Annotated in this window: 11 protein-coding genes; 7 read left to right on the forward strand and 4 right to left on the reverse strand. The window is 38.6% G+C overall.

All coding sequences use genetic code 11. From position 1 onward, the window contains the following. Positions 1 to 47: 47 nt before the first annotated feature. Positions 48 to 2,006 carry a methyl-accepting chemotaxis protein gene (locus tag BM380_RS14495; RefSeq protein WP_090494954.1) on the forward strand — a complete coding sequence of 653 codons (1,959 nt, stop codon included), beginning with the start codon at positions 48 to 50 and terminating at the stop codon, positions 2,004 to 2,006. A 32-nt stretch (positions 2,007 to 2,038) separates the two neighbouring features. Here the strand turns inward: BM380_RS14495 and BM380_RS14500 are convergent, their stop codons facing one another. Continuing rightward, the gene (locus BM380_RS14500) at positions 2,039 to 2,842 is read right to left on the reverse strand and encodes an ion transporter (RefSeq protein WP_024601010.1); all 804 of its coding nucleotides are present in this window, start codon (positions 2,840 to 2,842) and stop codon (positions 2,039 to 2,041) included. A gap of 100 nt (positions 2,843 to 2,942) precedes the next feature. Between BM380_RS14500 and BM380_RS14505 the strand changes: the two genes are divergently transcribed. The 6 genes from BM380_RS14505 to BM380_RS14530 all read left to right on the forward strand — a co-directional run bounded on the left by BM380_RS14505 (position 2,943) and on the right by BM380_RS14530 (position 11,477). After that, positions 2,943 to 3,152, forward strand: coding sequence for a hypothetical protein (locus BM380_RS14505; protein WP_013463335.1), 210 nt, complete (start codon positions 2,943 to 2,945; stop codon positions 3,150 to 3,152). Positions 3,153 to 3,155: 3 nt separating this feature from the next. After that, on the forward strand, positions 3,156 to 3,446 hold the full coding sequence (locus BM380_RS14510) for a hypothetical protein (RefSeq protein WP_024601009.1): 291 nt from the start codon (positions 3,156 to 3,158) through the stop codon (positions 3,444 to 3,446). Between the two features lie 131 nt (positions 3,447 to 3,577). After that, on the forward strand, positions 3,578 to 3,772 hold the full coding sequence (locus BM380_RS14515; RefSeq protein ID WP_008468098.1) for a YwbE family protein: 195 nt from the start codon (positions 3,578 to 3,580) through the stop codon (positions 3,770 to 3,772). Then, the gene (locus BM380_RS14520) at positions 3,769 to 4,287 is read left to right on the forward strand and encodes a DUF4240 domain-containing protein (protein ID WP_024601008.1); all 519 of its coding nucleotides are present in this window, start codon (positions 3,769 to 3,771) and stop codon (positions 4,285 to 4,287) included. Before BM380_RS14515 ends, BM380_RS14520 begins: the two co-directional genes overlap by 4 nt. 281 nt (positions 4,288 to 4,568) lie before the next feature. Further along, entirely contained in the window at positions 4,569 to 10,880 is a 6,312-nt protein-coding gene (locus BM380_RS14525; RefSeq protein ID WP_090494955.1) for a M4 family metallopeptidase, read from the forward strand. A 129-nt stretch (positions 10,881 to 11,009) separates the two neighbouring features. Further along, the gene (locus BM380_RS14530; protein WP_058156080.1) at positions 11,010 to 11,477 is read left to right on the forward strand and encodes a hypothetical protein; all 468 of its coding nucleotides are present in this window, start codon (positions 11,010 to 11,012) and stop codon (positions 11,475 to 11,477) included. On the opposite strand, the gene BM380_RS14535 is transcribed toward BM380_RS14530, so the two are convergent. The 3 genes from BM380_RS14535 to BM380_RS14545 form a co-directional block, all read right to left on the reverse strand. Continuing rightward, positions 11,472 to 12,734, reverse strand: coding sequence for a Y-family DNA polymerase (locus BM380_RS14535; RefSeq protein ID WP_090494957.1), 1,263 nt, complete (start codon positions 12,732 to 12,734; stop codon positions 11,472 to 11,474). The two genes, BM380_RS14530 and BM380_RS14535, sit on opposite strands and share 6 nt — an antisense overlap. Beyond that, positions 12,722 to 13,135, reverse strand: coding sequence for a LexA family protein (locus BM380_RS14540; RefSeq protein ID WP_013463339.1), 414 nt, complete (start codon positions 13,133 to 13,135; stop codon positions 12,722 to 12,724). The genes BM380_RS14535 and BM380_RS14540 overlap by 13 nt, the downstream gene beginning before the upstream one ends. An 81-nt stretch (positions 13,136 to 13,216) precedes the next feature. Then, entirely contained in the window at positions 13,217 to 13,636 is a 420-nt protein-coding gene (locus BM380_RS14545; RefSeq protein WP_028834599.1) for a MarR family winged helix-turn-helix transcriptional regulator, read from the reverse strand. Positions 13,637 to 13,649 lie beyond the last annotated feature (13 nt).

Raw genomic sequence — 13,649 nt, forward strand, 5'->3', positions numbered from 1 at the left:
ACATATTCCAAGGCTATATTTTATCTAGCTTCTTGGGATGTAACTACATGAATATATCAAAAAAATTAAAGCTGTCTTTTGCATCAGCTATCGCACTGCCTTTGTTTGTAATTGCTGCTATTGTTATATCGCAAACGAGGGAGCAAGCACTCGATAATTTTTCTCAATTGAGTGAGCGAGAAGCGCGCCAAGTAGACAACGCTATTACGATGTTTTTTGCCGAAATTGCCAAAAATGTTGATTATTTAGCATCCCACACCACCATTAAAAACGCACGCACCAATGTTAAAACCCATATGGATGCTCCCAACTCAGTGATGCTTAACCATCCTAATCAAAGCCCAATAGAGCAAGCTGCATATAGCTTGTTTGACCATTTTGGCCAAACACACCCAGGACTTGCTTATATTTACATGGGGAACGAACAAGGAGGGTATATTCAATGGCCCATGGGGAAAGTAAATGCCAATTATGATCCGCGCGAGCGCCCCTGGTATATGGCAGCAAAAGCGGCTAATGGTAAAACAACGCGAACTAATGCCTATTATTGGGCCGCTGATGATTTAGTTATTGTATCTACGGTTAAAGCGATTATTGATAACGGGCAATTAATTGGCGCCCAAGGAATGGATGTATCATTAGGCGGGCTTACCGATATTATTGCCGATATTAAATTAGGCGAAACCGGTTATTTAATGTTGATTGAAGATAGTGGCAGTGTGCTGGTGGATGTTAAACACCCAGATTACCGATTTAAAAACTTAGCAGATCTTGAGGGGGGAAAATACGCCGACTTAGCTAAAAATACCCAAGGGCTGTTTGATGTAGAGATAGATGGTAAACAATATATGGCTAATATTCATACCTCTGCTACCTTAGGTTGGAAGTTTATTGGGGTAGTAGAGAAAGCCGAAGTGATGAGCACGGCGAATACCATGGCTTATACCATATTGGTTATTAGTGCGATATTAATTGCCGTATTTGTTGCTATAGCGAGTTATATTTCTAAATTAATATCAGCCCCTATTGTTGAAGTGAGTGATGGCTTAACTGAAATATCGCAAGGTGGCGGTGATTTAACCCAACGCTTAACAATAAAAACCAAAGATGAAACCGCTAAACTGGCTAATAGCTTTAATTTATTTTTAAACTTGATCAGCGAGCTGGTAACTCAAATTAATGAGTGCGCGCAAAATGTAAGTAAAACCTCATCACAAACCTCATCGCAAGCGGCACAATTAACAAGCTCCACCAGCCAACAGCAACAAGCTTTAGAGATGGCAGCTACGGCTATTAATGAAATGGCTGCCACCGCAAACGAAGTGTCTAGCAGTTGTGCAAATGCAGCGGATTTGGCTGTTCAAACACAGCAAGCATCAGACTTGGGGCAATCGGTTATTACACAAACTGTGGAAAGTGTGGTTCAGCTATGTGAGGTAATAAACAATGCCTCAGCAGATATTACTCAGCTAGATACTGAAAGCGAAAACATTATGTCGATACTCAGTGTTATTCGCGGTATTTCAGAACAAACTAACTTATTGGCCTTAAATGCTGCAATAGAAGCTGCACGTGCCGGTGAGCACGGACGCGGCTTTGCTGTGGTGGCCGACGAAGTGCGCGCGTTATCGCAACGAACCGCTGAGTCTACCGAAGAAGTGGCTTCACAGCTTGATAAATTGCGCACTATGTCATCTAAGGTTTCTAAAGATATGCAACGCAGTATAGAAACCACTAATAAAACTGTCGAGCTTGCGCATTCGGCGCAGCAACAATTTAGTGAGATCACGTCATCTATCGTTCATATTAGTGATTTGAATACCCAAATAGCCACCGCTGCTGAAGAGCAACAACATGTAGCTGAAGATATAAACCGCAATGTTACTGAAATTAAAAATGCGGCTGATGAGGTGAGTGATATTGCGGTTAGCACCAGTGAAAACGGCAATGAAATGAATCGCCTTTCGTCAATTTTAACGGGGTTGGTGGGTAAATTTAAAGTGTAAGGGCAAGCAAATGCATGCCCTTTTTATCCCTGCTACTTATTTTTAAGTAGTTCTTTTAATTCTGCTAGTTGTGCTTTTAATTCGTTTACTTGGCCTTGGGTGGCAGGGAGTGAGTCTATATCGGCTTGCTCTTCTCGTGCATTGCGATGCTCTTCACTCATCACTTCTAAAATAGCGCCAACCATCATATTTAAAAACACAAATGCAGTTAAAAAGATAAAGGTTAGGTAAAAAATCCAACTTAATTTGTACACGGCCATGGTTTCGTACATGACGTCAGTCCAATCTTCAAAGGTGGCTATTCTAAACAGGGTTAGCATAGAAATAGACACATCGCCCCAAAGTACCGGATTTATATCAGCAAACAACATACTGCCAGTGGCGGCATAAATATAAAATATAACGAACATGAGTAGCGCAATGTAGCCCATTTGCGGTATTGCTTTAATTAGCGAATTTACTAATAAGCGCAGTTCTGGGATCATTGAGACTAATCGTAACACGCGGAAAATACGCAGCAGTCGAGCAATAAAAATAGTAGAGCCTGCCGCGGGGTATAAACTTCCGATCACGATAATGAAGTCAAAAATGTTCCAACCTTTGGAGAAAAAGTCCTTGATACCTTTGCTGGCAATATAGCGAATAATCAGTTCAATTAAGAAAAACACCGTTATGCCTATATCCATCCAATGTAGAACGAGTTCGGCGGTTGGGTGCAATGAATAGGTATGTGCGCCCACGGTCAATGCAGAAACAACAATAACTGCAATAACAAATGATTGAAATAGTTTACTTTTATCGATACGCTGGAACAGCTCTTGTAACTGCGACAACATCATAACGTGCCCTTAACGGTTATAAATACAAAACCAGTGCAATATACAGCAAAAATAACGAAAATCAGTAGTTTTCCCGTTAAAATAGTAGGAATTTTGAATGTTAAATAATAAGTTAAAATATCTATTTTCGTTATCCGCATTATTGGTGTTAGCGGGATGTAGCAGCGATAGCCGCTACCATGAAATTCAATCAGCGCGGTTGGGTGAATGCAGCTACATGGCAGATAAGGAATACCATGAGTGTGTTAAACAACAGCAAGACAGTTACAAAGAATTTAAAGAACAACAAGCTCGCGAGCAGCAATAAACGATGACCAAAACCCAAAAGCAGCTAGATAAACGTATTCGTCAGCAGTTAACGCTCGCTTGTGAGCAAATAAAAGATACTGTGGAGGACTTTAGCTTTCTTACCCATTCAGCAGACTTAAACAATTTACCTTCTAAGTTTAAAGTAAGTTGTTATTTTATTGATGATATTGCACTAGAGCAGGCTAAACAAAAAAATCAGTTTGATTACATTGAACAGCTTATTTGCAATGCGTTAGCCAGCTTGAACATACATATTAAAGCCAATGCCATTTCATTTTCTAAGCAGCCATAATGTGTACGATGGGTTTTGTTTATTCTTCACATTAGCTTGAATTAGGCATTTATAGGGCCTTTAAAAGCTTTAATATGGAGTGATTTTATTAAGCAGGCTATAATCCCCAAAAATAGCAAAAGAGATTATATATGGCTGTTCCAACACGTTCACAAATAACACCCGGCACTGAGGTTAATATTGTGCTTAAACAAGATCAACGCAGTGGTACTTTAACCAATGGTATTGTGTCGCGTTTATTAACCAAGTCACCTAATCATCCGCACGGTATTAAAGTACAGTTAGAAGATGGTCAAGTAGGTCGGGTAAAAGAGATCATTGCATGAGCGATTTAACCTTAACTGATTTTTGGCGATTGGTAACTGTAAACGACAGAACCGCAGAGCCTGAGTCTGTATGCCAATCCCTTAAGGCTGCATTGAGTGATTTATCCGACGAGCAGCTTATTGAATTTGATAAACAGTTTAGTATTTGTATGCGCCAAAGTTATACTTGGGATTTATTTGGTGCGGCGTTTGTAATGGCTGGTTGTAATGATGAATATGGTTTTTCTGAATTTCGTTGTTGGCTAATTTCTCGGGGTGAAGCGGTATTTAAAGCAGCGTTAGAAAACCCCGATAGCCTTGCACAGTGCACACCACTTTATTTTTTAAACGAGCAACCTTACCCGTATTTAGATGAGTATGACCTAATTGCAGGTTTGTTATATGAAGAACGTAATGACGATGAGTTACCCTTTATCCCCTCAGGGCTTGAACAACCTAAAGGTAAGCGCTTTAAAGACAAACCTAAGTTTTTAAAACAAAATTACCCGCAATTATTTGCAAAATATTGGCAGTAAGACGTTAATATTGCATAATTCTTAACAACTTTTTGAAACATAAAACTGCGTGGATATTTAATTTTTCTATGCAGTTTCTTTGTTCTTTTATCATTTATTTTTTGCATCCTTAAAATTCAAATCACGGTTTCAATTAATTATTTAGTTACCTCTTACATTAGTTAACAATTGTAACTGTTTATTTAGTTTTTTGAATGACTCTCCATTATCAAATATGTTACATTTAAACGTTTTTAAATGAATAAACACTGAATAATTATAATATACGACATAGGAATGTTATGTATAAAACACTTTCATCAGGATTGATAGCATTTTGCTTTTTGAACACGCTAAGTTCCCAAGCTGCTGTTTCACAGCGAATAAACAAATCATCCACCCAAGAAGTTAAGCAACTTTTAAATCAAAACCCTTCTATTGCTAATACATCTTCTGCAAGTTCTTATTTTGTAGAATTAGAGCAACCTCAATTGAGCCTTTCACAACGAGTTAATGCATCTTCTAAAAAGATGCAGCAATACTTTTCTGGGGTTCCAGTGTGGGGTCAGCAAATTAGAGTTCAGTCTAACTCTGAACATATTAGTGGTTTTTTTGCTAAAAACATTAACTTCGCATCTTTGAATAAAACAGCGACCGCTACTTTTGATGAGTTAAAAGCGGTTAAATCGTTGCTGACTAAGTCTAAATTAGATGATTCACTAGAGAGTGAAATAATAAATAATAAGCGCTACATTTATATTCATGATGGAAAAGCGTACTACGTTCGCTTAATTGAACTCAAAGTAACTGAGAATGGCATTGAAAAAATGCCAATAGGTTTAATAAGTGAATCGACTTATCAGATTTTTGAACTGTGGGATAATATTCAAAGTGTTGACGGTAAAGGACCTGGTGGTAATCAAAAGATTGGCCAATATGAATACGGTACAGATAAAGACGCATTTAATGTTACCCAAGTTGGCGATACTTGTTTTTTAGAAAATGACAAAGTAAAAACAGTCACTATGGAATCGGGCTCTGAGCCAAGTGAAGCCTTTTCATTCACATGTAATCGTAATACGCATAAGGAAATAAATGGTGCTTTTTCCCCATTAAATGACGCTCATGCATTTGGAACTGCAGTTTTTGATATGTATCAACAATGGTACAACACTGCACCGCTTACATTTCAATTGTTAATGCGAGTTCACAGTGGTGATAACTGGGAAAATGCCACTTGGAATGGCCAAGCAATGACCTTTGGTGATGGCGCTGATAGGTTTTATCCGCTGGTTTCTCTTGATATTGTATCTCATGAGGTTAGCCATGGCTTTACTAGTCAAAACTCCAATCTTATTTACTCTAATCAATCAGGCGGAATTAACGAGTCTTTCTCTGATATGGCAGGTGAAACTGCAGAGTATTTTTTACGTGGTGAAACCGACTGGTTATCAGGGGCGGATATTTCAAAAGTAGAGCCAGCTCTTCGTTACTTTGAAACGCCTTCATTAGATGGTGTTTCTATTGATAAAGCCAGCGATTTTTATCCGGGCATGGATGTTCACTTTAGTAGTGGTGTTTTTAACCGTGCTTTTTTCCTGCTTTCAAATACTGATGGTTGGGATCCTCAAAAAGCGTTTGAAATAATGCTAAAAGCAAATCAAAACTACTGGGTTAGCTCGAGTGGTTTTATCGATGGTGCATGTGGTGCAATCAACTCTGCAATTGACCTACGTTATAATGCATCTGATGTAATTTCAGCATTTAATGAAGTAGAAGTTATTTGCGATAATATTAAGTTTGTCGATACTGATTCAGATTTAATGGATGATAACTGGGAACTGTTATACGGACTAGACCCTTCAGATGCCGATGATGCCAACTTAGATTTGGACCAAGATGGTCTTTCTAACTTGGAAGAATACTTAGCAAATACTCTTCCAAACTCAGTTGATACTGATGCTGATAGTTTATCTGATTACGATGAATTAAACGTCTACATGACGTTGCCTAACAACGTGGATTCAGATTCCGATCGTATGCCAGATGGCTGGGAAGTCACTTTTTCATTTAATCCACTCGATGCAGCTGATGCAGAACTTGATTTTGATTCCGATAGCTGGGCTAACTTAATTGAGTACTATGGCAACAGCGACCCAACTGATCCAAACTCTGAACCTTCTATTTTTCCTGAAACTACTTATAATTTTGATGACGCAGTTGTCCCTGAATTTTTAGTTTCTTCAACCCCTCAAACGCCTTGGTTTATTACTGATTATGACGGCCACGATGGCTTAGTGTTAACTAACAGTGATATTACTGATTCGCAACAAACGAGTGTTGAATTTCAATTTATAAGTGACGAACAACGTTTTGTTAACTTTAACTACTTATTGGAAACTGAAGCAAATTATGACTTCTTTAAAGTTTATATTAACGACACACTAGTTCTTGATGAGTCAGGCCTAACTGATTGGAAGGTGGCTTCTTTTCCATTACCTACTGGGTTTAATACAGTTAAGTTTGTATACACTAAAGACGTTATAGTGTCTGAAGGTTTAGATGCTGTATTTATCGATAATTTATACATTGGGCCTAGTTTCCCTGACTCTGATGGTGATGGTATGTCAGATATGTGGGAATTATCGTATGGTTTGGATATAAATACTGACGACTCAGCGCTTGATTTAGATAACGATGGTTTATCTAACCTTCTTGAGTTTTTAAATAACGGTTTACCTAACAACTCAGATACTGATGGCGATTTAATGCCTGATGGGTGGGAGTATAACAACAGTCTAAATCTTACAGATGCCGCTGATGCGTCACAAGATGCTGACAATGATGGATTTACTAACTTCACAGAGTATCAAGCAAATACAGATCCTCAGTCAGATACTTCTTACCCTGTTGTTTTAAATATCACAACGTCATTCGAAGGCGATACACTTCCAACATGGATGACTGAGTCAGTAGACTCAAGTGCGCCGTTTTTTATCACAAACGACTTTGCCACACAGGGCTCACAAAGTATTCGCTCGGGAGACATCACTGATTCTCAGTTTAGCGGGTTTACCGTCACGGGTTTATTTGAAGAAGGGGTTTTAGCGTTCGATTATAAGATTGATTCTGAAGCGTGTTGTGACTTTTTTATCGTGACTATAGATGGTCAAGAAGTTATTGGTAATGCTGAACGTGGAAATTTGGACGCACCTGAACCAACTTCATTTTTAGTTAATATTAGTGAAGGGGTGCATAAGATTGAGTTCAAATATACCAAAGACGGATCAGTATCAACTGATGCTGATGCAGTATGGCTTGATAATTTTGCTATGCTTCCAGTCGGTGATCAAACCGATACTGATAACGATCAAATGCCAGACTATTGGGAACTACTAAATGGTTTAAATCGTTTTGATGCAAGTGATGCACTATCTGACAAAGACGCTGACAGCCTTTCAGCCCTTGATGAGTATAACCTAGGAACAAATCCAAATTCATCTGACACAGATTCTGATGAGTTAAGTGATGGCTATGAAGTTATTAATGGCTTGCTACCACTTGACCCTTCAGATGCGAGTTTAGATTCTGATGCTGATGGTTATACTAATATCCAAGAGTTCTATGGGCAAAGCCTTGCTAATGACGCAACATCAACTGTGCAGTCTTTTTCTCAGCTAAATGAAAGCTTTGAAGAAGGGCTTTTGCCAGCTATGTTTACTGAGCTTGCAGAGCACTCTACTCAATGGCAGCTTAATACCAACTGGTCTACGGATGGTACATCAAGCTTAAGCCTAAATGCTTCTCCAGCAGGTAGTATAAGCGGCTTTGCAATTGCAGGGTTATTTGAGGCGGGGTTCATTAATTTAGATTACTTTTCAAACAGTAACTCGTCATTTCAAATTAGTGTTAACGGTACTCAGTACAATATTAAGCATTATCGCTCTCGTTTGTTAATTCCTGTAAATGATGGTTTTAATATTGTGAAGGTAAAATACGAAAGCCCTTACTTAGCAGATATGCCTTTTTCAGTTGATAATATCTCATGGACTGCTGAGCTGGATGTAGTTAGTGACTTTGATGGCGACGGTATTCCAGACTATTGGGAAGCACAGAATGGACTAAATGCACTTGACTCTTATGATGCATCAAATGATCCAGACTACGACGGTTTATCTAACTTAAACGAGTATCAGATGTCGAGTAATCCGCTTTCTACAGATACAGATGGCGACGGTGTGCAAGATAGTGAAGATAGCCACCCAACTGATTCTAGTTTGGGTGAAAATATAGCCCCTGTTTTTGTATCAAGTTTAGAGCCTATTACTCTTGAAGCAACTTCTCAAAATACTAACCTTACAAATATTTTTGTTCCTGAGGCAACTGATAACGGACATTTAGAACCTTATGTTTATGCTGCTTCTGGGTCTTACTTGCCCCTTGGTGAACATCAAATTACATGGGTTGCTCGTGATTATGTTGGTAACGAAACTACGGCTATTCAAACGGTAACCTTGGTTGACACAACGCCACCTGTTATACAAAACTATTACTCAGTTAATGTTTATGGCAGCTCAATTGATGACATAAAAGCGGCATTATTTAACTCTAATGCTATCTACGATAGTGTATCGGATGTGGCCACTATCGATATTGATAGTAACTTTGTGTTCAGAACGGGGGATACTTTAATTCCTGTTTCTGCCGCTGATGGAGCGGGTAATACTTCTACAGGTGAAATAAATGCTCGTGTTTTTCCTAAGGTTAGTATCCAGCCTACTACCTATGTTTACCAAGATGGTAATGCGGTTATTGATGTATTCATAAGTGGTAAAAGCCCTTACGGTTCAGTAAGCTTTGATCTGATTGGAAATAATACTAGTAAATATATATCTACAAATCAGCATGGTCTTGTCAAGGTAGTGCTAGAACGTGAGTTCTTTGAAAATGCGTCGAATATTCGCATTAATACGAGAAGCAGCTCATTTACTGATAGAAATGATACTAGCCAGTTAGTATTTCTAAATGAAACTGCAAAACCTGAATTCATTACTAATTTATATCAGAATGGAAAAGTAATAAGCAAGATAGTTCAACGCGATTCGTCAGACTTTATTGTTGATGTTCATGCAGTTAATTTACCTAGTGCAGCAAGTGATAACTCAATAGAGCTCCAGCTATCTTCACAAGGTGATTACTTTGTAAATAAAATTGGTCCCTCAAAGTGGAATATTACATTTACGCCTCAATTACTTACAGATTCTGACAATCTAGACATTGCATTCACTATAAAACAAAATAGCGAAGCTGTTGCAACGGATCAAATTAGTTTACGTGTGATTGACGCAGTTACTTTCAATGATCCTGAGTTAGATACTGATGGTGATGGTATTTCTGATGCTGAAGAAGGTGTGAGTGATGGCGATAAAGACGGCATTGTTGATTACTTAGATAGCTCTTCTATTACGCACTCAGCTGTTTTAGATTCAGGCGATATGGTTCGTAGCATCGATGAGTTTAATCATTTGTCAGTAGGTGATATTAAACAGGCTACTGTAACGCAAATGATTGCTGATATGTCTATTTCAGAGCAAGACTTAAGTACTTACTTTGATAGCTTAGACATTGCAGAACCTCACTTTCAAGCTAAAAGTGATATTGTAAATATTCACATTACTCTTTCAAACTCATCGGGTACGTCTGAAATTGCGATACCAGAGTACGTTAACTCTATTTTAAGTTCAGAAATGCAAATTCGTTTGTTATCTAATACAGGCTGGCAGTCGGTTTCAATGCTAACTGGTAACGTCTACGAGCAAATTTGTTCAGGTTGCTTTACTTTTGCAGTAACAGACGGCAGTGAATTTGACTTAGACGGTCAAGTTAATGGTGAGATTGAATTAGTTGCTAAGTTAGCTGAAGAAAGCTTAAACCAAGCGCCAGTTTTAGATGTAACAATTCCAGCAACAATTGAAGAGCTTACAACTATTGAGCTTGATGCGTCAGGAACAACAGACCCTGATGGTGACCTACTAAGTTTTGAGTGGAGTATTGATCATCCTCAATTATCACTGACGCCTTCAGAGACAGACAGTAAAGCGACACTGACTGTAGGTGAAATAGAGCAAACGTTCACTACAGATATCACTTTATTAATCTCAGATGGTTACGAGCAATTTACAGAGATATATACAGTGACCTTTATGCACGTTAATCAATTACCAGCAGTTGAGTTGAGCTCATCTTCTTTATCGGTTGATGAGGGTAAAGAAGTTAGCGTTACAGCAACTGCGACAGACAAAGAGTCATCTGAACTTACTTACAGATGGGTTCAAACACAAGGTATAGAAGTCGCAATTGAAAATGTTAATTCAAGTACATTGTCGTTTATGGCGCCAAATGTATCTGTAACAAGTGAACTTGGCTTTAAACTTAGTGTTTCTGATGGTGAAGGGGAGACAGAGCAAAGTGTTATCGTTACTATTAATAATGTACCTGAAGCACTTGCAACACCTAAAGAAGGTGATAAAAGTGGAGGAGGTTCTTTCAGTTTCTTCTTATTACTTTTAGCCGCTTTGTTTGTTTATAGAAGAGTACAGTTGTTACACAAATAACAACAGTCTGCTTTATAACTATTAAATCCCTTGATTGTTATCAAGGGATTTTTTTTGCATAAATTTTAAAATAAGTAAGTAGGCTTAATGTGTTAAGCTAATTATATTGTGACTCGTTAGGTTTTTTTAATGAAGAATTATAAAGTTCTATTGTGTATTGGTTGTTTGTTTTTTGCTAATCAGTCTTTTGCTAAAACGATTTTACCTAGTAACAAAACTAAGTTTGTTAGCTTGTTTAATAGTAAAGTTGGCGATTATGAATTAATTTCAGGCGATGCTCGCTATTGTGATTCAGGTTCATTAATGTGGCTCGATAGAAATAATACCGATTTGGGTTTTAGACTTGGTAGTTTAATTTCTTTTATTGATTTACATAATGGAACACAAACTAATAAAGTCCCTGATTTTTGCCTAGTGACTACTAAGTTTAAATATACGAATATTGGTTTAACAATGGATTTGCGCCAAGACAGGTGTGACAATAATAGCGATACATTAGATGTTAGCCGCACGCTAAATTTTGTTTCTGACACACAGTTAGAATATTCGATTAAAAATGCTAATGTTCAATGTAAGTTTGAATTAAAGCGTCTATAAATCGCATTTTATTTTTGGAATATCACGCCAACGAGTCGTGTATTGCGGCGATAAAAAAGCCCTGTTCATATGCCAATGATCATTTAATTGGCTGCTCGCCACGCTAAGCATTCCTTTACCGTATCTATGATTTATCGCATCTAAGCAGCCCATTAACTGCGGGTTATCGGTTTGCTTATCAAATAAATGATGTTGTTGAAACTGCTGCGGGCTGAGCTCTAATGCGCCCACACCACATTTATAAAATCGAATTCCCGGTTGATATATTTGCTCAAAACTCTTTGATACCGCATTGGCCATAACGCGAGTATCGTTAGTAGGCGGATCAAATTGATGCATAACCGACTTTTTATAAAAGGCGTGTTCATGTGATGAGCTGGCAGCAAAAATATAAATACGATGAGTTAGCGACTGTTGCGCTCTTAATTTTTGTGCAACTACACTAGCATGATTTATTAGGGCGGTTTTAACTGCATCGGGGTCGCAAAGTCGCTGACCAAAACTACGAGTTGAAAAAATAGCTTGTTTATCTTGGCGTACATCATCCCAGTTTAAACAGGTAATGCCGTTGAGCTCGTTAATTGTGCGCTCAAGCACCACACTAAATTGGCGGCGAATTGTTTTTGGGCTTTGCTCAGCCAGTTGCCACGCGGTATGAATGTCCATGAGAGCCAGCTTTTTAGCTAAACGTTTGCCCACCCCCCAAACATCTTGGCAGTGCATTCGTTGCAAAATAGTGCGGCGACTTACTTCATCGTCAATCACTGCAACACCATTAAAGCTAGTTAGTTTTTTAGCTGCATGGTTAGCGGCTTTGGCTAAGGTCGGTGTTGGCCCAAAGCCAACCCCAACAGGGAGTTTGGTTTCGCGCCATACAGTACGCCTAATTAGTTGCCCATATGCTTGCCAATCGTTAATTAAAGGTTGATAACCATTAAAGTGTAAAAACGATTCATCGATACTGTAAACATGCTGGGTGTCACAAAAGCGGCCAATTACACTCATCATCCGGTCGCTTAAATTAGCGTATAGTTCATAGTTACTAGAGCGTACAACCACATTGTTTTGTTCTAGTAACTGCTTAACTTTAAAGTAAGGGCCAAATTTAGGAATATTAAGCTTACGCGCAATTGGGCAGACCGCACACACACAACCGTCGTTATTGGTAAGCACCACCACAGGTTTTGAGCGAATAGCCGGATCAAATACTTTTTCTGCACTGGCATAAAAAGCAACGGCATCAACTAAGGCATACATGAAAGTAACTCAGGGCTTTGGCGATGCAGCCTAATAGAGCGAGTTACCACACCTTCAAGCTGAAACTCATCTGACTCAGTCAATTGCACCGGCTTATAAGCAGAAGAGGCTGATAGCAAGCGTGCATTGGTCTTATCAAGCAGCTTACATACAAATAAACCATTTAAGTTAGCCACAATAACATCGCCATCTTTTGGTATTTCAGCGCGGTCAACCAACAGTAAGTCGCCCTCAAAAATACCAATTTCTTGCATAGAGCACCCAGACGCTATCCCAATAAACGTGGCATCAGGGTGCTTTATTAATAACTCATCAAGTGAAACGCCAAGCTCTGTATATTGTGCTGCAGGTGACTCAAATCCGCATACACCGGCCTCTATATAAATGGGAATAACAAACATAACACAACCTAAAACGCATATACTGTATAAGTGTACAGTATATGCGTTTTATATAAGTTATGCCAAGTAATGGATCTGCGATCAATCCATATTTTTGATCATTTGCTGAGCTGTATCTAAGAAGTCATTGATTTGCTGTGGGTTTAAGTTTTTACACATTTGCGCATTTACATGCTGCTCAGCGTTTAATAATTTGTCGTAAAGCGTGCACCCTTGTGCGGTAAACGACAGAATAAAACAACGCTTGTCATGCTCACTGGCATTTTTATGAATTAAGTTTAGCGCGAGCAGTTCTTTCACTAATCGTGCTATTTGGGCTTTGTCGCGTTGGGTTTGATTCACAATATCGTTAGCAGTGCACTGAGGTGTCGCTGCAATAATATGCAGACAACGCACATGCATCGCGTTTAATCCAAGCTCACCTGCATTAATGGCTTCGCGTATGGTAACGCGATAATTTTGCATTAAAGCAAATAATGTATTGGCCAATGAAGAGTTCATAATAAATCCATAA

This window comes from Pseudoalteromonas sp. DSM 26666, assembly GCF_900116475.1.
Lineage (GTDB): Bacteria > Pseudomonadota > Gammaproteobacteria > Enterobacterales > Alteromonadaceae > Pseudoalteromonas > Pseudoalteromonas tetraodonis.

Coding starts and splice junctions, on each gene's coding strand:
- BM380_RS14495 (WP_090494954.1), top strand. CDS start 48: ATGAATATATCAAAAAAATTAAAGCTGTCTTTTGCATCAGCTATCGCA.
- BM380_RS14500 (WP_024601010.1), bottom strand. CDS start 2,842: ATGTTGTCGCAGTTACAAGAGCTGTTCCAGCGTATCGATAAAAGTAAA.
- BM380_RS14505 (WP_013463335.1), top strand. CDS start 2,943: ATGTTAAATAATAAGTTAAAATATCTATTTTCGTTATCCGCATTATTG.
- BM380_RS14510 (WP_024601009.1), top strand. CDS start 3,156: ATGACCAAAACCCAAAAGCAGCTAGATAAACGTATTCGTCAGCAGTTA.
- BM380_RS14515 (WP_008468098.1), top strand. CDS start 3,578: ATGGCTGTTCCAACACGTTCACAAATAACACCCGGCACTGAGGTTAAT.
- BM380_RS14520 (WP_024601008.1), top strand. CDS start 3,769: ATGAGCGATTTAACCTTAACTGATTTTTGGCGATTGGTAACTGTAAAC.
- BM380_RS14525 (WP_090494955.1), top strand. CDS start 4,569: ATGTATAAAACACTTTCATCAGGATTGATAGCATTTTGCTTTTTGAAC.
- BM380_RS14530 (WP_058156080.1), top strand. CDS start 11,010: ATGAAGAATTATAAAGTTCTATTGTGTATTGGTTGTTTGTTTTTTGCT.
- BM380_RS14535 (WP_090494957.1), bottom strand. CDS start 12,734: ATGTATGCCTTAGTTGATGCCGTTGCTTTTTATGCCAGTGCAGAAAAA.
- BM380_RS14540 (WP_013463339.1), bottom strand. CDS start 13,135: ATGTTTGTTATTCCCATTTATATAGAGGCCGGTGTATGCGGATTTGAG.
- BM380_RS14545 (WP_028834599.1), bottom strand. CDS start 13,636: ATGAACTCTTCATTGGCCAATACATTATTTGCTTTAATGCAAAATTAT.